The following is a 19,761-nucleotide window of genomic DNA, read 5'->3' as shown; positions in this document are numbered from 1 at the left end:
CCGATCCATCGCACCTACCACTTATGAGCGAAGGTTGCTCGCAGTGGTTCAATACTACGCCCGTTCGGCCAGCTTCACCTCAAAGCCCGGTCAGCATCGCATCGACGGGAGCGTCTGCACGCAGCTGTGCGGTGAGGATGAAGTAGACGAAACCCACCGCCATGAAGCCGAGGAAGATCAGCCCGATCAGCGCGTTGAACCAGGCCATCGCCACCAGGCACACCACTGCCAGGACTAGGGCGATGCCCGGCACGATCGGATAGCCCGGGGCGCGGAAAGTACGTTCCAGGTTGGGTTCGGTTTTACGCAATTTGAACAGGCTGAGCATGCTCATGATGTACATGACGATGGCACCGAACACGGCCATGGTGATCATCGCCGCAGTCAGGGTCATGCCGCCGAGGTTGATCAGGCCGTCGCTGTAGATCGCCGCGATGCCGATCAGCCCACCGGCGATGATCGCCCGGTGCGGCGTCTGGAAGCGTGACAGTTTGGCCAGGGAGGCGGGCAGGTAACCGGCGCGGGCCAGGGCGAAGAACTGCCGCGAGTAGCCAAGGATGATGCCGTGGAAGCTCGCCACCAGGCCGAACAGGCCGATCCACACCAGCATGTGCAGCCAGCCGGAGCTTTCGCCAACCACGGTTTTCATGGCTTGGGGCAGGGGATCGTTGATGTTCGACAGGGTGCGCCAGTCGCCGACGCCGCCGGCGAAGAACATCACGCCCATCGCCAGGATCACCAAAGTCAGGATGCCGCTGATGTAAGCCTTGGGAATCGTGCGTTTCGGGTCCTTGGCTTCTTCGGCGGCCATGGCCGCGCCTTCGATGGCCAGGAAGAACCAGATGGCGAAGGGAATCGCGGCGAACATGCCGGCAATGGCCGGTGCGCCGAACACATCGGAACCGGCCCAGCCGTTCAGGGCAAAGCTGCTGAAACTGAACGCCGGGGCCACGACGCCCATGAACACCAGCAGTTCGGCCACCGCCAAGACGCAGACGATCAGCTCGAACGTCGCGGCCAGCTTGACCCCGAGGATGTTCAGGCCCATGAACACGATATAGGCACCGACCGCTGCGTGTTTCGGGTCCAGGGCCGGGAACTGCACGTTCAGGTAGGCGCCGATGGCCAGGGCAATGGCCGGCGGGGCGAAGACAAATTCGATCAGCGTCGCCAGGCCGGCAATCAACCCGCCTTTCTCGCCGAAGGCGCGACGGCTGTAGGCAAACGGTCCGCCGGCATGGGGAATGGCGGTGGTCAGTTCGGTGAAGCTGAAAATGAAGCAGGTGTACATGGCCGCCACCATGAAGGACGTCACCAAAAAGCCCAGTGTGCCGGCCACGCCCCAGCCGTAGCTCCAGCCGAAATACTCGCCGGAAATCACCAGGCCGACGGCAATACCCCATAAATGCAGGGTGCCCAGGGTGGGTTTGAGTTGTGTGTTCATCGGTGGCTCCCCTCGATCCATAGCAAAAGCGCTGGGGAGGGGCAGTGCAGTGGACGTGCCAGTGTGGCGAGGGCAGTCGTAATGGGTGAAATCGTGTCGTATCGGGGATGTTCGCTGCCGGATGGCTTGGTTTTGTGCCCCAGTTGAGGGCGACGTTGCCTGTTCTGGCGTCATCGCGAGCAGGCTCGCTCCCACAATGGTTCTGTTGTGAATCCAAAATCCGTGTTCGCAGAAGATCTCCTGTGGGAGCTTGCTCGCGATGAGGCCAGCCCAGCCAACACTTTTTACGGATTCTTTACCCCCCAGACCCGCTCTCGATCTCGTTCCTTTACAGCCTCCCTGCCGACAATCACTCCACACACGGCACGACGCCGTACTACGGAGAAATCCCATGAGTGTTCTGGACGGGGTGTCGCTGCTGCTGGCAGGGGCGCTGTTCATTTATCTGCTGGTTGCGCTATTGCGCGCAGATCGGAACTAGGAGCGGCTATGCACGGTTATGACTATGGGCTGATCCTCGCCTTTTTCGCCCTGGTGCTGATTCCGGCACCGTTTCTGGGGCGTTTTTACTACCGGGTGATGGAAGGCCAGCGCACTTGGCTTTCACCGATCCTCGGCCCGGTGGAGCGCGGTTGCTATCGCCTGGCCGGTGTCGACGCCACTGCTGAGCAGAGCTGGCAGAAATACACCCTGGCCTTGCTCGCGTTCAACCTGGCGGGTTTTGTCTTGCTGTTCGCCATTCTGCTGCTGCAGGGATATCTGCCGCTCAATACCGAACAACTGCCCGGCATGGAGTGGACCCAGGCTTTCAACACGGCCGTGAGTTTCATGACCAACACCAACTGGCAGTCCTACAGCGGTGAAGCGTCCCTGAGCTACCTGAGCCAGATGGTCGGCCTGACTGTGCAGAACTTTGTCAGCGCCGCCACCGGCCTGGCCGTGCTCGTGGCACTGTGTCGCGGCATCGGGCGCAAGTCCGCCGCAACGCTGGGTAACTTCTGGGTCGACATGACCCGCGCCACCCTCTACGGGCTGTTGCCGCTGTGCCTGCTGCTGGCGTTGTTCCTGGTCTGGCAGGGCGTGCCGCAGACCTTTGCGCACTATGTGCACGGGGTCACGCTGCAGGGCGTCGACCAGGTCATCCCGCTGGGGCCCGCCGCCAGCCAGATCGCGATCAAGCAACTGGGCACCAACGGTGGCGGTTTCTTCGGCGTCAACTCGGCGCATCCGTTCGAAAACCCGACGGCCTGGAGCAACCTGTTCGAAGTCGCTTCGATCATCCTGATTCCCGCCGCGCTGGTGTTCACCTTCGGCCATTACGTCAAGGACCTGCGCCAGAGCCGGGCGATCATCGCCTGCATGCTTGCCCTGTTCCTGATCGGCGGTGCCACGTCGCTGTGGGCCGAATACCAGCCCAACCCGGCCCTGAACAACCCGGTCGTCGAGCAAGCTGCACCGCTGGAAGGCAAGGAAGCGCGCTTCGGCACCACCGCCACGGTGCTGTGGTCGGTGACCACCACGGCAGCGTCCAACGGTTCGGTCAACGGCATGCACGACAGTCTCAACCCGCTCAGTGGCATGGTGTCGCTGGTGAACATGATGGTCGGCGAGGTGATCTTCGGCGGCGTCGGGGCCGGGCTCTACGGGATGCTGTTGAACGTGCTGATCGCGGTGTTCCTGGCCGGCTTGATGATCGGTCGTACCCCGGAATACCTGGGCAAGAAGCTGGGAGCCCGGGAAGTGCAACTGTTGGTGGCAACCCTGCTGGTGATGCCCGTGAGTGTGCTGGTGCTGGGTGCCGTCGCCGCCAGCCTGCCCGGCCCGGCCGCAGCGGTGAGCAATCCGGGTGCCCATGGTTTCAGCCAGTTGTTGTACGCCTACACCTCGGCGGGAGCGAACAACGGTTCGGCATTTGCCGGGTTCGGCGCCAACACACCTTTCCACAACCTGATGCTGGGCCTGGGCATGTTGATCGGCCGGTTCGGCTACATCCTGCCAGTGCTGGCGTTGGCCGGCAGCCTGGCCTTGAAGAAGACCGCGCCGATTGGCCAGAACAGCTTCCCCACCCACGGTCCGTTGTTTGTGACCTTGTTGACCGTGACCATCCTGTTGGTGGGCGGCTTGACCTTCCTGCCGACCCTGGCCCTGGGGCCGATTGCTGAACACTTGAGCCTGGGCTTCTGAGGGATATGAAAATGAATATGCCGATGAGCAAAACCGTCGTCGCCAAGGCGCCGGAGCAACCGAAAACCGCAATCTCGGCCCTGTGGCGGCCAGCGCTGGTGCAAGCTTTCGTCAAGCTCGACCCGCGTCAATTGCACCGCGCCCCGGTGATGCTGGTGGTGGAACTGACCGCGATCCTCACCACCGTGCTGTGCTTCATTCCCGACAACGCCGTGCCGACCTTTGTCGCCGCGCAAATCGCGCTGTGGCTGTGGTTCACCGTGCTGTTCGCCAACTTCGCCGAAGCGTTGGCCGAAGGCCGCGGCAAGGCCCGGGCCGACAGCCTCAAGGCCGGCAGCGAGGGCCTCAACGCACGTCGCCAGACCGCCAACGGTTTTGAAATCATCCCCGCCACCCGTCTGCGCAAAGGCGATGTGGTGCGCGTCGAGGCCGGCGACATGATCCCCGGCGACGGTGAAGTGATCGAAGGCATCGCCGCGGTCAACGAGGCTGCGATCACCGGCGAATCGGCGCCGGTCATCCGCGAGTCCGGCGGTGATCGTTCGGCCGTCACCGGCAATACGCGGCTGGTCTCCGACTGGCTGCTGGTGCGCATTACCAGCAATCCCGGTGAGTCCACCCTGGACCGCATGATCGCCCTGGTCGAAGGCGCCAAGCGCCAGAAAACGCCGAACGAGGTGGCGCTGGATATCCTGTTGATCGGCCTGACGCTGATCTTCCTGTTGGTGGTGGTGACGCTGCAACCGTTCGCCCATTTCGCCAACGCCAGCCTGCCGCTGGTGTTTCTGGTGGCGCTGCTGGTCACCTTGATTCCCACCACCATTGGCGGGCTGCTGTCGGCCATCGGCATCGCCGGGATGGATCGGTTGGTGCGCCTGAACGTGATCGCCAAATCCGGCCGTGCGGTCGAGGCGGCGGGGGACGTGCATGTGCTGATGCTGGACAAGACCGGCACCATCACCTTTGGCAATCGTCGTTGTACAGCGGTCTATACCGCCCCTGGAGTGAGCACCAAGGAACTGGCCGAAGGCGCGCTGTTCGCCTCGTTGGCTGACGAGACGGCCGAGGGCAAGTCCATTGTCGAGTACCTGCGGGGTTTGCATCCACAGTCTGAGCCTGGCGTCGAAGCGCTGACGGTCGTGCCGTTCAGTGCTGAAACCCGTTTGTCCGGCGTCGACTATCAGGGCCGCATCTACCGCAAGGGCGCCGTGGACTCGTTGCTGGACTTCATCGGCCTTGCACGCAATGAGTTGCCGCAGGCACTGGCGCGGGAGGTCGACAAGATCGCCCAGAGTGGCGGCACGCCGTTGCTGGTGTGCGTGGACGGCAAGCTGCTCGGCGCTATCCACCTCAAGGACGTGGTCAAACCTGGCATTCGCGAGCGCTTTGCCGAGCTGCGCAAGCTGGGGATCCGCACGGTGATGGTCACTGGCGACAACCCGCTGACCGCCGCCGCGATTGCCGCCGAGGCCGGTGTCGATGACGTGCTGGCCGAGGCCACGCCGGAGAAAAAACTGGCGCGTATCCGTCATGAGCAAAATGACGGTCGGCTGGTGGCCATGTGCGGCGACGGTGCCAACGATGCCCCAGCCCTGGCCCAGGCCGATGTCGGCATGGCGATGAACGACGGCACCCAGGCCGCGCGGGAGGCGGCCAACATGGTCGACCTCGACAGCGACCCGACCAAGTTGCTGGACGTGGTGCAGATCGGCAAGGAACTGCTGGTGACCCGTGGGGCGCTGACCACCTTTTCCATCGCCAATGACATCGCCAAGTACTTCGCGATCCTGCCGGCGCTGTTCGCCTCGATTTATCCACAGCTCGGCGTGTTGAACGTGATGCACCTGAGCAGCCCGCAGAGCGCGATCCTGTCGGCCATCGTCTTCAACGCCTTGATCATCGTCGTGCTGATCCCCCTGGCCCTGCGTGGCGTGCGAGTGCAAGCGGCAAGTGCGGCGGCGCTGTTGCGACGCAATCTGCTGATCTATGGCCTGGGCGGGATCGTGGTGCCGTTCGTGGGGATCAAAGCGATCGATATGCTGCTGACGGCGTTGCACCTGGTTTGAGCCTGACGTGCGGTGAACCAATTTTTGTTGCAGGAAGATTGCTCCCGCCGGGCTGTGTAGGAGCTGTGTAGGAGCTGTGTAGGAGCTGTCGAGTGCAACGAGGCTGCGATCTTTCCCCTGCCACTTGAGCCTCAAGCGAAAGATCAAGATCAAGATCAAGATCAAGATCAAAAGATCGCAGGCTTCGCCAGCTCCTACAGAGCCCCGCGGGAGCAAGCTCCTTGCCTGGAAGTTAGCTGTTTCTTATTCGAGGATTTTGAAATGTCCACTCTGATTCGCCCGGCCTTGAGCCTGTTACTACTGATGACCCTGATCACCGGTGTCGCGTACCCACTGGTGGTCACTGGCGTGGCGCAAGTCGCCTTTCCCGCCCAGGCCAATGGCAGCCTGATCGTCGATGCGGCCGGCAAGGTCCGTGGCTCGACGCTGATCGCCCAGGATTTCACCGGCGATGCCTGGTTTCATCCACGGCCATCGGCCGGTGCCTTCGCCACGGTCGCCAGCGGTGCCAGCAACTTTTCCCCGAGCAATCCGGCCTTGGCCTCGCGGGTGATCGATGACGCCCAAAAACTCCAGGTGCCCGGCCAGGGCCCGGTGCCGCTGGCCTTGCTGACCACCTCCGCCAGCGGGCTGGATCCGCACTTGCCTCCGGCGGCGATTGCCTATCAACTGGCGCGTGTCGCCGCAGCGCGCAACCTGCCGGCCTCGACCTTGCAGCAACTGCTCGACGACAACACCGAGCAATCCTTGGTGGGCCCGCCAGTGGTGAATGTACTGGCGCTGAACTTGGCCCTGGAAAAACTGTAAAACCTGTGGGAGTGGCGCCTGTGGGAGCAAAGCTTGCTGCAGCAAAAGCCTGCTGTAGCAAAGCCTGTGGGAGCAAAGCTTGCTCGCGATGAACGATAACGCGGTCCATCCGTTGAACTGTGTCGCCTTGATCGCGAGCAAGCTTTGCTCCCACAGGTCCACTTCCCATAAGCTTTGCTCCCACAGGTCCGACTCCCCACAGGGTGTTTGATCAATATTTGAAAGAGATTTCCACGCCATGAGCGACTCCGGCCGCGCCGACGCACTGTTAGCCAATCTGCCCCGCAACGACCGTGGCCGGCTCAAGGTCTTCCTGGGGGCGGCGCCCGGTGTCGGCAAGACCTACGCGATGCTGCAAGCAGCCCACATCCAACTGCGTCAAGGCGTGAAAGTCGTCGCCGGAGTGGTGGAAACCCATGGTCGTGCCGAAACCGAAGCACTGCTCGGCGGCCTGGTGCAGCAACCGCTGGTGCGTTCGGAATATCGCGGCGTCATGCTCGAAGAAATGGACCTCGACGGCCTGCTCGCGGCCCGCCCGGCCCTGGTGCTGGTGGACGAACTGGCCCACAGCAACGCCCCCGGCAGCCGTCATGCCAAACGCTGGCAAGACATTCAGGAACTGCTCGCCGCGGGCATCGATGTCTACACCACCGTCAATGTCCAGCACCTGGAAAGCCTCAACGACCAGGTGCGCGGCATCACCGGTGTGCAGGTGCGCGAGACACTGCCGGACTGGGTCTTGCAGGAAGCCGATGAACTGCTGTTGATCGACCTGCCATCGCGCGAGCTGCTGGAGCGCCTGCGTGATGGCAAGGTCTATGTGCCGGAGCAGGCGCGAGCGGCGATCGATGCGTTTTTCACCCAGACCAACCTGACCGCGCTGCGTGAACTGGCCATGCAGACCGCCGCCGCCCAGGTTGACAACGACCTGGCCCAGGGTTATCGGCAACTGGGCCAGGCCGCGCCGGCGGTGCGCGGACGCTTGCTGGTGGGGGTGGGCGCCGATGTGCAGGCCGAGCGTCTGGTGCGCCACGCCAGCCGCGTCGCCCAGCGCCGGCATCTGCCGTGGAGCCTGGTCCACGTAGACAGCGGCGTCGCGCACGACGAGTCATCGCGACAGTATCTGCAAAATGCCCAGCAGTTGGCTGAACGTCTCGGCGGCGAAGTGGTGCTGTTGCGGGCCGGCGAAGTCGCCAAGACCTTGATCCAGCACGCCACCGAACGTCGCGCCACGCTACTGCTGGTGGGCCAGTCCCGGCCGCGTTTGCGGCGACGGTTGTTCGGCGGTGGCTTGGCTTCACGCTTGTTGCGCGATGCCCGGGGACTGGAAATCAACGTGCTGGACAGCGATGAACAGCCCCGTCCCGCCCGCGTTCGTTCGAGCGCGGTCCAGACCGGGTTCGACTACATGCTGGCGCTGCTGGCGACCGTGGCGGCCAGCGCATTGGCCTGGGTGATCTCGGGGTGGCTGGCGCTGCCCAATATCTCCCTGGTGTTCCTGATGGCGGTGTTGCTGGTGGCGGTACGCAGCAGCCTTGGCCCGGCGCTGGCCTGCGCGGCGCTGTCGTTCCTGGCCTATGACTTCCTGTTCATCCCGCCGAATTTTTCCTTCACCATCCAGCGCGAAGAAGACGTGCTGACGCTGGTGTTTTTCCTGCTGATGGCGGCCCTGACCGGCAACCTTGCCGCTCGCCAGCGTCGCCAGTTGCAGGCCCTGCGCGACACCCAGCAGGAAACCGGCGAACTGCTCGACCTGTCGCGCAAACTCACTGCCGCCACCGACCGCCAGGCGGTGATCAGCGCCGCCGCGCAGCACCTCAACGGCTTGCACGACTTGCAGCTCTGCCTGCTCAATCGCGACGGCCAGAGCGATTGGAAGGTCGAGACCGGCGAGCCGTTGACATTCACCGAGGCCGAACGTGCGGCGGCCGACTGGGCCTGGCAGCACGACCAGCCCGCCGGTGCCGGCACCGGGACGCTACCATCCGGACGCTGGTGGTGGTGGCCGCTGTCAGCGGAAGGCGGGCCACTGGGATTGCTGGGTGTGTGCCCGAACGAAGGCAAGCCGTTGAGCGGCCAGCGTCGCCGTTTGCTGGCGGCCCTCAGTCAACCATTGGCCCAGGCGTTGGCCCGGGCGCAACTGGCCCAGGACCTGGAAGCGGCGCGCCTGCACGGTGAAACCGAGCAACTGCGCAGCGCCTTGCTGGCTTCGGTGTCCCATGACTTGCGCACGCCGCTGACGTCCATGCGCGGCAGCATCGACAGCCTGCTGGCGCTGGGGGAGGCGATCCCCCTGGCCGATCGCCGCGAACTGCTCGAAGGCACCCGCGATGAGGCCGAGCGGCTGGATCGCTACATCCAGAACCTGCTGGACATGACCCGTCTTGGCCACGGCGCCCTGAAGCTGGCGCGGGACTGGGTGTCGCCGGCCGATATCGTCGGCAGCGCATTGAACCGCTTGCGGGCGGTGTTGGCACCGCTGGCGGTCGGCGTCGAGGTGCCTGCTGATCTGCCCTTGTTGTATGTCCATGCGGCGTTGATCGAACAGGCCCTGGTGAACGTGCTGGAGAACGCTGCGCGATTCTCGCCGGCCCACGGGCGGCTGCTGCTGAGCGCCGGGGCGACCGACAGCGAAGTGTTTTTTGCGGTGGCTGACGAGGGGCCCGGGATCCCTGAACAAGAGCGAGAGAAAATCTTCGACATGTTCTATACCGCCGCGCGCGGTGACCGGGGCGGGCAGGGCACGGGGTTGGGATTGGCCATCTGCCAGGGCATGGTCGGTGCCCATGGTGGGCGAATCAGCGTGGCCGATGGCCTCGACGGACGCGGCACCTGCATCACGTTGCACCTGCCCTTGCAGGCACAACCGGGCATGGACGATGAAGCTTGAGCGGCGCTGGGTTACTCTCGTCCTATCTGCTTGCCTTTTCACCTGATTGCAACGAACGAGCGCCATGAGCCAGACCGCGACCCTTTTGGTCATCGATGACGAACCACAAATCCGCAAATTCCTGCGCATCAGCCTGAGTTCCCAAGGCTACAAGGTGCTGGAAGCCGGCACTGGCACTGAAGGGCTTGCCCAAGCGGCGCTGAACAAACCCGATCTGCTGGTGCTCGACCTTGGCCTGCCGGACATGGACGGCCAGCAGGTGTTACGCGAGTTTCGCCAATGGTCGACGGTGCCGGTGCTGGTGCTCTCGGTGCGGGCCAGTGAAGCGCAGAAGGTCGAGGCGCTGGATAACGGTGCCAACGATTACGTGACCAAGCCGTTCGGCATCCAGGAATTTCTCGCCCGCATCCGCGCCTTGTTGCGCCAGGCCCCGGCGGGCGAGCCACAGGAAGCCGCGCTGAAGTTCGGCCCGCTGACGGTGGACCTGGCGTATCGACGGGTGCTGCTGGACGGCACCGAAGTGGCCCTGACCCGCAAGGAGTACGCCGTGCTGGCGCAACTGGCGCGGCACCCGGGGCGGGTCATTACCCAGCAGCAACTGCTCAAGGACATCTGGGGCCCGACCCACACCGACGACAGTCACTACCTGCGGATCGTGGTCGGCCACCTGCGCCAGAAACTGGCCGACGACCCGACCCGACCGCGGTTCATTATGACCGAGGCGGGGGTGGGGTATCGGTTGTTGGGGGAGGGTGCTGTTTAGCCACAAAGTTTCAAGCCAAGCACTGTTGTGGCGAGGGGATAAATCCCCTCGCCACAGGAGGCCTGCGATCACATTCAGTTCTGGTCGCTCTCATACCGATCCAAAGTATCGCTGGCAATCTCTCGCCCCAACGCGATCAGCTCCGGCGCCTTGTAGAACTCGAAGAACCGGCACACCCGTTTCGGCACGTTGATCAGCACATCCGGCGGGTAACCGGCAATCTTGTACTGGGCCAGCGAGGTCTGCATTACTTCGAAACTCTGGTTGATCAAATCCAGCAACGACGCCGGGCCGACGTTATCGATGATGAACGAGCCGGTGGCGGATTTCGGTGCGCCTTCGTTCTCTGGCGCGGCGGCCGGTTGTTGGCCTTCGGGCTCGGCCGAGTCGATCCACGGGTTGATGTCAGCGGCTTCGGCCTTCAAGGCTTCCTGCTCCAGCAGCAACAGCTGCTCGGCCTGTTTGCGGCGAAACGGCAGGCGCGAACCCAGGGAGCTGACCAGGGTGTCGAAGCGCCGCCGGAACGCGGCGGGGCGCGGGATCACCGGTAACCGATACTGTTTCTGATTGGTGGCGTTGAGGTTGACCGCGATGATCAGGTCGCAGTGGCTCGACACCACCGGCACGATCGGCAATGGATTGAGCAGGCCGCCATCCACCAACATGCGGTTGCCTTGCATCACGGGCGTGAACAGGCTGGGAATCGCTGCCGAGGCGCGCATTGCCTGATGCAGGCAACCTTCCTGGAACCAGATTTCCTGCTGGTTGGTCAGGTCTGTCGCGACCGCGGTGTAGGGGATGCGCAATTGTTCAATGTTGATTTCGCCGACGATCTTGCGGATCTGCCCGAAGACCTTTTCGCCACGGATCGCCCCCAGGCGAAAACTGACGTCTACCAGGCGCAGGACGTCCAGATAATCCAGGCTTTCGATCCAGTTGCGGTACTCCTCAAGCTTGCCTGCCGCATAAATCCCCCCCACGACCGCGCCCATGGAACAACCGGCGATGCAGGCAATGTCGTAGCCACGTCGTTCGATTTCTTCGATCACCCCGATATGGGCATAGCCCCGGGCGCCACCCGAACCCAATACCAATGCGACACGTTTTGTCATGACCCGGCCTCTTGTCGAACAGACTTCAACAATGCACCCATCGACGACTTGGCTCAATCGTTGTGGCGCACGCGTCGTTTTTTGACACGCCATGGCGGCATTTGCGTATGCTCGCCCACACTTGAATTTACGCGGTCAAGCAAGGCACTTTTCGCCGTTGCCACCGTCTTAATAGCACGACTGTTGACCTGACTTGAGGTGTTATTGATGAAAGCCCGGATCCGCCTGCCCTTGGTGGCTTCTTTGATGGTTTTGGCCTTGGCCGGTTGCGCAGGCAAAACCGCTTACCGCGACAGTTGTGGCAGCCAGCTCGACAGCGCCTGGCGTGAACTGGACCTGGCCAAGGCCGAAGGTTTTGCCGGCACCGTCAGCTACTCCAAGGCCCTGTCCCTGCTGACGGGCGCCAAGACCCAGCAGCAATTCGAAGCGTTCGAAGGCTGCGCCAAGAAAGCCGAGAAGGCGCGTTTCTACATTCGCGAGTCCCGCGCCGGACGATAAAGGCAGCGACAAGCACTCAACTGCAAGCTACAAGGGAAGGACGCAGAATCGTTTTTCACTGGTAGCTTGCGGCTTGATGCTCAACGCTGTGTACGGAGTACGTCCATGATTGATCGGCTGGTGGCCCGGATACTGGGCCTGGAAGTCCGCCTGTTGGCCTGTCAGGCCCGCTTGAATGCCCATACCGACAGCGAAGCGCTGCATGACCTGCGGACCACGGTTCGCCGTTTGCGCAGCCTGCTGCGTCCATTGCGTGGGTTGCCCGGCGTCGAACAGCTGGAAACGGCTGCGGCGGCGGTCGGCACCCTGACCACGCCCTTGCGCGACCGGGAGGTGTTGGCCGCTTACCTGGAGCAGCATGGCCAGGCCGAGGCGGCGCGGCGGCGCCAGTTGCAAATGGCCGAGGCTTATCCCGCCGTGGCCGCGAGTGATGAACTGGCGCAGTTGTTGATGATCCTCGATGCCTTCCCGCGCTTCATTCGCGCCGCCCAGCGTGAGAGGCTGCTGAAGGGCTTGCGCAAACGCATCGAAAAGCGCCTGGACAAACAGTGGGGAAAACTCGGCGAAGCCCTGCGCGATCCGGCCCATGACCGCCATCGATTGCGCCTGCTGATCAAGCGAGTGCGCTACGCCATCGAAGCCTACCCTGAACTCGACCGCCTGCCCGAAGCGGCCATGCCCCGGCTCAAGTCCGCCCAGGCCACGCTGGGTGACTGGCACGATTGCTGGCAATGGCTGGCAAGGGCCAAGGAAGAAACCGATCTGCACGCCTGTGTGCCAACCTGGCACGCTGCGATGGATAAGGCCGAGGCCAAGTCCGACAAGGTGCTCGACAAGCTGATTGCCAGTTGCTTCGAAAAATCCTGAACCCAGCACATCCCCCTCTGTGGGAGCGAGCTTGCTCATTGGTTTGGGGGAATTCAAAGACTGCGGCTTTTCTGTCAGTCTCTTTGGCCGGAATGAGCCCTGTGCCACCAGCCCGGGCTGGTTAAGATCCCTTCATCCTTTTCGCTGTTTTCGAGGTCGTCATGCGCTTTTCCGATTTGATCGATGCCGTGCGCCGGCAGCCAGGTGCGGTGACCATCGCGCCTGAATGGGGCCAGGGTCGGGCCAGTTTTGGCGGGTTGGTGGCGGCACTGCAATATGAGGCGATGCGTGCCCAAGTGCCGGCGGACCGCCCGGTGCGCTCGCTGGCGATCACCTTTGTCGGCCCGGTCGAACCCGATGTTCCTGTCAGTTTCGAAGTCGACGTATTGCGTGAAGGCAAGGCAGTCAGCCAGGTGTTGGGGCGCGCGGTACAGAACGGCCAGGTGGTGACCGTGGTGCAAGGCAGTTTCGGCGCATCGCGCTCTTCCGTAGTGGCGGTGCAGGCCGACCCCGCGCCTGAATTCAAAGACGTGGAACAATGCCAGGAGCTGCCTTACATCAAGGGCGGTACGCCGGAATTCATGCGGCACCTGGCAATGTGCTGGAGTGTCGGTGGCCTGCCATTCACGGGCAATAAGTCCCGGAGCATGGGCGGCTGGGTGCGTTTGCGCGGGGACGTGAAAGAGGAGCCGCTGAACGAAAGCCACATCCTGGCCTTGGTCGATGCCTGGCCTCCAGCCCTATTGCCTCACCTCACGCAAATGGCCCCGGGCAGTACGCTCACGTGGACCATCGAGTTCGTCCAGCCGCTGCTGGAACTCACGACACTGGACTGGTGCAAGTACCTGGCCGAGATTGAGCACGCCCAAGACGGCTACGGCCATGTCGCCGCGAAGTTCTGGAGCGCCGATGGCCGCTTGATCGCCCTGAGTCGGCAGACGGTCACTATCTTTGGTTAAGACTTGCTTCGGTCAAGGCTTGCGGTGGTGACGGTGGCGCTCCCGCCAGGCGCGCCACCAGCCACCGCTGAGAAAGAACCGCGGGAAAGTCAGGAACTGTTCCACCAGCAGGCGTGACACGGCATCCTTGTGATCGCTGAACGGCTCGGAGGCCTGGGCCTCCAGGCTGTGTCCGTGACGTTGCAAGCCGAGCGCCGCGAGCAGGCCGATGATGCCGATGGCGACATCGCCCAGGCTCAAGCTGAACACCCCCGACACAATCAGCAGAAACGCGATGATGAACAGCGGCACGGCAATCAGGTGCAACACCAGGTTGGTGGGGTGCCGATGATTGTCTGGGTAGGCGCGCCATTGCCAGGCCGGAAGATTGGGGTGACGTTTGCCCATGATGCTGTTCCTTGATTGAAGCTGAATAATCCAAGGATAGGTCCGGTCGGGTGAGGCGGCGAATGGCGGTTGGCTATCGAAGCGATAGGTGGCCATACAGTTTGCTGTTGTGGCAAGGGGATTTATCTGTGGGAGCAAGGCTTGCCCGCGATGGAGGCACCTCGGTTCACCAAAGACCGCATTGCGCCCATCGCGGGCAAGCCTTGCTCCCACAGAGGGAATCCCCTCACCACAGGGAAACTCGGGCAAGCCAGTGTTCTACAGTTTCAACTGCCCGATCGCCTTGCTCAACTCGCCCGCCAACGTCGCCAATTCGTGGCTGGTGGTGGCTGAGTCGACGGTTTGGCGCACGGTGTTTTCGGTCACGTCGCGAATACTCACCACCGCTCGGTTCATTTCCTCGGCGACGTGGCTTTGCTGCTCGGCCGCGACAGCGATCTGGGTGTTGCTCTCGCGCATTTGCGCAACGGCTGCGGTGATCTGTGCCAACGCGTCGCCGGCCTCCCGGGCCTGTTGCACGCAATCGTCGGCCTTGAGCGAACTCTCCTGCATGAAGTCCACCGCGTCCCGGGTCCCGGCTTGCAGGGCCGAAACCATGGTGGTGATTTCGTCCGTGGAGGTCTGTACCCGCTTGGCCAGGTTGCGCACTTCGTCGGCCACCACGGCAAAACCCCGGCCCATTTCCCCGGCCCGTGCCGCCTCAATGGCCGCGTTCAGGGCCAGCAGATTGGTCTGTTCGGCGATGCTGTGGATCACACTGACCACACCATTGATCTTCTGGCTGTCCTCGGCCAGGCGCTGGATCATTTCGGCGGTCTGTTGCACACCCGAAGACAACCCGGTGATCGACTGTTGCACCCGGGCGACCACTTCGTGACCGTTGCCGGCCAGGGTGTCGGCGGTTTTCGACAGGTCGCGGGTGGCGCCGGCATGCTGGGCGATGTGATAGACCGTGGCGGACATTTCGTTGATCGCCGTGGCCGCCTGGTCGGTTTCGCTTTGCTGGCCGAGCATACCGTGGCGAACATCGTTCATGCTCGACGCCAGGCGCGCTGCACCACTGTCCAACTGCCGGGCGGTGCTGGCAACGGTGTCGACCACCCGTTGATAACCGGCCTGCATGGCGTTGAACGCTGCCGCCATCTGGCCCACTTCGTCCTTGCAGGCCAGGGGCACGCGTGCGGACAGGTCGCCGGTTTTTTCCACGTGCAGCATCACGTCTTTGAGCGTGTTGAGTTGGCTGAGCAGAAAACGGATCAACAGCTGCGAGGCGCCCAGCATCGCCAGCATCAACACGAACACGGCTGCGGCGTATTGGCTGAAGCGTTCACCGAACACTTGGCTCAGGCTCACACCTTGGGCCAGCACGGCGAGTTGTTGGCCGTCACCTCGACGGATCACTTGGGCGCCCAGCAGTGGGTCGTCGCCAAACAGCAACCCGGCCTCGAGTTCGACCCAGCCGTTGGCCTGCGCCAGCGAAGGCAACGGTTGTTCGTTGAGAACGGGGACCTGGTCGCGCTGGAATGCCAGGAGATAGTCGACCTTGGGCAAGGGCGTTCCGGCAGGCCAGGCGTCAAGCAGGTGTGCCTGGGCCTGGGCGTTCGCCTGGGCCGCGTGGTTGCGCGCCTGCTGTTCGAGGTGCACCGCGTAGAGCACCAGCAGCAAGGTGGTGACAAAGGCGACCGCATTGACCGCCCAGAATTTGTATTTCAACGAGATATTGCTAAGCCAGGCACCCATGGAAGGTCTTCTCTGATAGCGGAAACAGCATTGGCAAGGTGCCATTATTCTGCCGCTACTCAGGTGACGGGATTTTGATGTGGGTCAACAGACAACATCGACCCCAGGGTTTTGATGTGGGCCCACAGGGATCTGCAGGGTTCAGGATATTGTGGGTAAACCAAAAAACGCCCGGGCGCAGGCGGTGCTGTGGGCTGCCAGGTCTTCCTGGGTTTCGCCCCGGTGCAAGGCCACTTCACGCAGGACCTCCGTCAGGTAGGCCGGTTCGTTGCGGCCATTCTTGGGTTTGGGCCGCAGCGTGCGGGGCAGCAGGTACGGTGCGTCGCTTTCGAGCATCAGCCGACCGCGGGGAATTTCGCGCACCAACGGGTGCAGGTGCGTGCCCCGGCGTTCGTCACAGATCCAGCCAGTGATGCCGATGTGCAGGTCCAGGTCGAGGTAGCTGAACAGCGCCTTTTTTTCACCGGTAAAGCAATGCACCACGGCCGCCGGCAACTGATCGCGAAAATCCCGGAGGATGTCCAGCAAGCGCTGGTCGGCATCGCGTTCATGCAGGAACACCGGCAATTGCAATTGGACCGCCAAGGCCAGGTGTTCTTCCAGGACCTTTTCCTGTTGCGGTCGGGGAGAGAAGTCCCGGTTGAAATCCAGTCCGCATTCACCCACCGCGCGCACGCGGCTGTGCATCAGCAGATCCTTGAGGTGCCGGGCGCTGTCGGCGGTCCAGTCGCTGGCGCTGTGGGGGTGAATGCCGGCGGTGGAAAACAGTCGCTCGCCCGTGTCGTCGAGGTGTTGACACAGTTCCAGGGCCTGTTCGCTGCCCTCGATACTGGTGCCGGTCAAGATCAGTTGGCAGACCCCTGATTCATAGGCGCGCTCGAGCACCGCCTGATGTTTGTCGGCGAAACTGGGGTTGGTCAGGTTGACGCCGATATCGATGAGTTGCATGGTGCTACCTCGGCCCAAAGGCTGGAAAGCATATCAGAGCTGTAGATTTATAAGAAAAGCCAAGAACTACAACGAGTTGAGGTTGTCTGTTAAGGCCGCGAGACACATCGGGTTGGTATAAAAGCCATCACTGTGCCAGTCTTCCGCACTTTTTCAGCGCCCCAGGCGCTCTGTTTCTGTCGACTCAGCCTCGTTTTCAAGGGAGGCGGTCCGCAGTATTCCTTCCGGAGAGTGGATGACACGTCCCCAGGTATTGCTACTGTTGTGTTGTTCGCTGTTGTTGCCAATGCCGGCCGAGGCGCGGCTGCCCGGGCCGGTGCAGGCGGTGGCGCCGGGCACGGTGCGCGACCTGGCGCAAATCCGCAGCAGCCGTGTGTTGAAGGTTTTGGTCAACCAGAGCCGCAACAGCTCCGGTGAAGTCCAGGGCCAACCCATTGGCGTCGAATACCATCGGCTGCGAGCCTTCGAGCAATACCTCAACGGCCACGCCCGGGATGGCCAGGAAATCACCCTCAAGATCATCCCCATGGCCAAGGACCAGTTGCTCGGCGCGTTGCAGCGCGGGGAGGGCGACCTGGTAGCGCCGGGTGAGTTGCTCGAGCTGCAGGCCGGCCATGCGGTCAGCGCCAGCGATCCGATCCGTACCGACGTGCCGTTGCTGCTGGTGGGTATCAAGGGCGAGAAGCGCTACACCCGCGTGGAGCAACTTTCCGGCAAGACCCTGGCCCTGCCCACCGGCAGCGCGGCGGGGGACGCGGTGAGCCAGATCAACCAGAAACTGGCGCTGCTCAAACTGCCGCCGGTGAAGGTCGAATGGGTCGATCCCACCCTGGCGGTGGAGGATGTCCTGGAAATGGTCCAGGGTGGGATTTTCCATTTGACCATCGTCGAGCAGCCCATCGCCGAGCGCTGGAGCAAGATCCTGCCCAAGTTGCGCTTCGACCGTCAGGTGCTGATCGGCGAGCCGAGTGACGAGTATTGGTTCGTTCGCCGTGACGCCGCCATGCTGCGGGCGAGCATCGATCGATTCCTGGCGACCTACAAGGTGCCCGCCAACGAGGACGCGGCATTCCTGCGCATCTACCGTCGTTTGTACCAGGTCCACTATCCGCTGGCCCGGGCTGATCGCCAACGCCTGGAGAAACTGCGTCCGGTGCTGCAAAAACATGCCGATGCCCAAGGCATGGACTGGCTCAACCTGGCGGCCCTGGCTTTCAAGGAGTCAGCCCTGCAACCCAACGCCCGCAGCGGCACAGGCCCCACCGGCCTGATGCAGATCACTCCATCGGCGGCTCAGCGCGTCGGAGTCGATAACATCCAGAACCTGGATGCCAATGTGCAGGCTGGCGCCAAGTACCTGGCCCTCATCCGCCGCAAGTTCTTTGCCAGCCCCAAGCTCAACGAGCGCGAGCGCATGGCCTTCGTCCTGGCCGCCTATAACATGGGCCCCGAGCGCGTCCAAGGTATGCGAGCCGAGGCCCGGCGGCGGGGCCTGAACCCCAACCAGTGGTTTTTCCAGGTCGAGCGTATTGCGATGGAGCAGGTGGGAATGGGCGCCGTCAGCTACGTTAATAGTGTCAATAAGTACTACTTGGCGTTTGATCGTGAGCGAGAGTCGCTGGAACCTGGAAATCAAAAGGTCGCCCAGCGAAAATAATCGATAAATTCGATTTGTATCTCGCATTTTTTGCGTTTTTTGTACAAGTTTTTTTGATTAATATAGCGACCAACAACCACATACCTAGGGATGAACCCGCATGAGCTCGTTGATCAATAAAGTCTTGTTTACCCGCGCTGGCTACGGCCTGACTGTCCTGCGCATCGCCGTTGGTGTCATATTCGCTGCCCACGGCTCGCAGAAACTCTTCGGCCTGTTCGGTGGCTACGGCTTGGCAGGCACCGCGCAGTGGATGGAAAGCATCGGCCTGACCCCGGGCTACGTGATGGCGACACTGGCGGGCGGTACCGAGTTTTTCGCCGGGCTGGCGCTGATCATCGGTCTGCTGGCGCGTCCTGCCGCACTGGGCCTGGCCTTTCTGTCGCTGGTGGCGATTTTCTCCGTGCACATCGGTAACGGCTTGTTCATGGCCAACAACGGTTATGAATTTGCCCTGGCGTTGCTAGCGGGCAGTATTGCGGTGCTGATCGAAGGTGCGGGCAAGCTGTCGGTCGATCGCGCCATTGCGGGTTGAGTGCACGATTTGAACCCGTCTTGTACGTGATGCTGTTCACTTCGGAAAAACGGCGCTTCTTCCAGAAATGGGAAAGCGCCGTTTTTTTGGTTTTGTTGTTTTGGCTGTGGGAGCAAAGCTTGCTCGCGAAGGCGGTGTGTCAGTTTGCGGTGATGTTGGATGTGCCGGCCTCATCGCGAGCAAGCTCGCTCCCACAGTGTTTTTGTGTCGGACATAATTTTGTGTTCACTGGAGATTCTGTGTGGGAGCGAGCTTGCTCGCGATAGCGGTGGCTCAGCCCCAAAGATGCTGGCATGTGTCCCCCGGTCTTGCTCTTGCTCTTGCTCTTGCTTTAGATCTTGATCTGGACGCCCCGTTAAACCACGCTGGCCGAACGCAGGCATTGCGTAGTGGGCATCCCGGCATGGATGCCGGGATAGCCGCGCTGGGCCCAGAGTGTGTAAAAACCGATAAAAACATCGTCGGCACGTAGTGCCGACAGGTGTTAGCCAACTGATTAAAACCTGAAGCGCTCTTGTGGCTCCAAACGGCCCCTACAAGCGCTAGCAAGGCTCCGTAGGCTTGATTAACGGGGCAAAACGGCAGTGGGCATCCCGGCATGGATGCCGGGATAGCCGCGCTGGGCCCAGAGTGTGTAAAAACCGATAAAAACATCGTCGGCACGTAGTGCCGACAGGTGTTGGCCAACTGATTAAAACCTGAAGCGTTCCTGTAGCTCCAAGCGCCCCCTACAAGCGCTAGCAAGGCTYCRTAGCTTGATTAACGGGGCAAAACGGCAGGYTYTCAGGCCGCCAGCGCTTYCATCARACCCTGCGCACCAAGGATTTTCATCACCCTTTTCAAATTGTAAGCGAGCACATTCAAGCTCATTTCGGTGCTCACCCCAGCCAGCCGCCGCGTCAGA

The 19,761-nt window shown here is 62.2% G+C and carries 16 protein-coding genes; 11 read left to right on the top strand and 5 right to left on the bottom strand.

Annotated features, from left to right (window positions below):
• Positions 1 to 79: 79 nt before the first annotated feature.
• Positions 80 to 1,444: an ethanolamine permease gene (gene eat / locus ASC85_RS04735; protein WP_057448458.1), complete on the bottom strand. Its 1,365-nt coding sequence runs from the start codon at positions 1,442 to 1,444 to the stop codon at positions 80 to 82.
• A gap of 391 nt (positions 1,445 to 1,835) precedes the next feature.
• Between eat and kdpF the strand changes: the two genes are divergently transcribed.
• The 6 genes from kdpF to ASC85_RS04705 all read left to right on the top strand — a co-directional run bounded on the left by kdpF (position 1,836) and on the right by ASC85_RS04705 (position 10,154).
• The gene (kdpF, locus tag ASC85_RS04730; RefSeq protein ID WP_032833236.1) at positions 1,836 to 1,925 is read left to right on the top strand and encodes a K(+)-transporting ATPase subunit F; all 90 of its coding nucleotides are present in this window, start codon (positions 1,836 to 1,838) and stop codon (positions 1,923 to 1,925) included.
• Between the two features lie 8 nt (positions 1,926 to 1,933).
• Positions 1,934 to 3,628 (top strand): potassium-transporting ATPase subunit KdpA, encoded by a 1,695-nt coding sequence (gene kdpA, locus ASC85_RS04725; RefSeq protein WP_057448457.1) that lies wholly within the window; start codon positions 1,934 to 1,936, stop codon positions 3,626 to 3,628.
• Between the two features lie 11 nt (positions 3,629 to 3,639).
• On the top strand, positions 3,640 to 5,694 hold the full coding sequence (kdpB, locus tag ASC85_RS04720) for a potassium-transporting ATPase subunit KdpB (protein WP_156395613.1): 2,055 nt from the start codon (positions 3,640 to 3,642) through the stop codon (positions 5,692 to 5,694).
• Between the two features lie 261 nt (positions 5,695 to 5,955).
• Positions 5,956 to 6,501, top strand: a complete 546-nt coding sequence (gene kdpC / locus ASC85_RS04715) for a potassium-transporting ATPase subunit KdpC (RefSeq protein ID WP_057448455.1) — start codon at positions 5,956 to 5,958, stop codon at positions 6,499 to 6,501.
• Positions 6,502 to 6,739: 238 nt separating this feature from the next.
• Positions 6,740 to 9,391 (top strand): sensor histidine kinase, encoded by a 2,652-nt coding sequence (locus ASC85_RS04710; protein WP_057448454.1) that lies wholly within the window; start codon positions 6,740 to 6,742, stop codon positions 9,389 to 9,391.
• A 64-nt stretch (positions 9,392 to 9,455) separates the two neighbouring features.
• The gene (locus ASC85_RS04705; protein ID WP_057448453.1) at positions 9,456 to 10,154 is read left to right on the top strand and encodes a response regulator; all 699 of its coding nucleotides are present in this window, start codon (positions 9,456 to 9,458) and stop codon (positions 10,152 to 10,154) included.
• Between the two features lie 74 nt (positions 10,155 to 10,228).
• On the opposite strand, the gene ASC85_RS04700 is transcribed toward ASC85_RS04705, so the two are convergent.
• On the bottom strand, positions 10,229 to 11,266 hold the full coding sequence (locus ASC85_RS04700) for a patatin-like phospholipase family protein (protein ID WP_003199314.1): 1,038 nt from the start codon (positions 11,264 to 11,266) through the stop codon (positions 10,229 to 10,231).
• Positions 11,267 to 11,473: 207 nt separating this feature from the next.
• On the opposite strand from ASC85_RS04700, the gene ASC85_RS04695 reads away from it, so the two are divergent.
• The 3 genes from ASC85_RS04695 (at position 11,474) to ASC85_RS04685 (ending at position 13,590) form a co-directional block, all read left to right on the top strand.
• Positions 11,474 to 11,764 carry a hypothetical protein gene (locus tag ASC85_RS04695; protein WP_057448452.1) on the top strand — a complete coding sequence of 97 codons (291 nt, stop codon included), beginning with the start codon at positions 11,474 to 11,476 and terminating at the stop codon, positions 11,762 to 11,764.
• A gap of 105 nt (positions 11,765 to 11,869) precedes the next feature.
• The gene (locus ASC85_RS04690; RefSeq protein WP_057448451.1) at positions 11,870 to 12,631 is read left to right on the top strand and encodes a CHAD domain-containing protein; all 762 of its coding nucleotides are present in this window, start codon (positions 11,870 to 11,872) and stop codon (positions 12,629 to 12,631) included.
• Positions 12,632 to 12,792: 161 nt separating this feature from the next.
• Complete coding sequence (locus ASC85_RS04685) at positions 12,793 to 13,590, top strand: acyl-CoA thioesterase (RefSeq protein ID WP_057448450.1); 798 nt, start codon at positions 12,793 to 12,795, stop codon at positions 13,588 to 13,590.
• A gap of 12 nt (positions 13,591 to 13,602) precedes the next feature.
• Here the strand turns inward: ASC85_RS04685 and ASC85_RS04680 are convergent, their stop codons facing one another.
• From ASC85_RS04680 to ASC85_RS04670, 3 genes are all read right to left on the bottom strand, one after another.
• Complete coding sequence (locus tag ASC85_RS04680) at positions 13,603 to 13,977, bottom strand: hypothetical protein (RefSeq protein ID WP_057448449.1); 375 nt, start codon at positions 13,975 to 13,977, stop codon at positions 13,603 to 13,605.
• 258 nt (positions 13,978 to 14,235) lie between these two features.
• Positions 14,236 to 15,717, bottom strand: a complete 1,482-nt coding sequence (locus tag ASC85_RS04675; RefSeq protein ID WP_057448448.1) for a methyl-accepting chemotaxis protein — start codon at positions 15,715 to 15,717, stop codon at positions 14,236 to 14,238.
• Positions 15,718 to 15,858: 141 nt separating this feature from the next.
• Positions 15,859 to 16,665, bottom strand: coding sequence for a TatD family hydrolase (locus ASC85_RS04670; protein WP_057448447.1), 807 nt, complete (start codon positions 16,663 to 16,665; stop codon positions 15,859 to 15,861).
• 235 nt (positions 16,666 to 16,900) lie between these two features.
• On the opposite strand from ASC85_RS04670, the gene ASC85_RS04665 reads away from it, so the two are divergent.
• Both ASC85_RS04665 and ASC85_RS04660 read left to right on the top strand, forming a co-directional pair.
• Entirely contained in the window at positions 16,901 to 18,322 is a 1,422-nt protein-coding gene (locus ASC85_RS04665; protein WP_057448446.1) for a transglycosylase SLT domain-containing protein, read from the top strand.
• Positions 18,323 to 18,422: 100 nt separating this feature from the next.
• Positions 18,423 to 18,857 carry a DoxX family protein gene (locus ASC85_RS04660; protein ID WP_057448445.1) on the top strand — a complete coding sequence of 145 codons (435 nt, stop codon included), beginning with the start codon at positions 18,423 to 18,425 and terminating at the stop codon, positions 18,855 to 18,857.
• The last annotated feature ends 904 nt before the right edge of the window (positions 18,858 to 19,761 follow it).

Origin of the sequence: Pseudomonas sp. Root401, from assembly GCF_001425105.1 — a bacterium.
Lineage (GTDB): Bacteria > Pseudomonadota > Gammaproteobacteria > Pseudomonadales > Pseudomonadaceae > Aquipseudomonas > Aquipseudomonas brassicacearum.
This window is presented reverse-complemented; position numbering and strand designations above follow the sequence as displayed.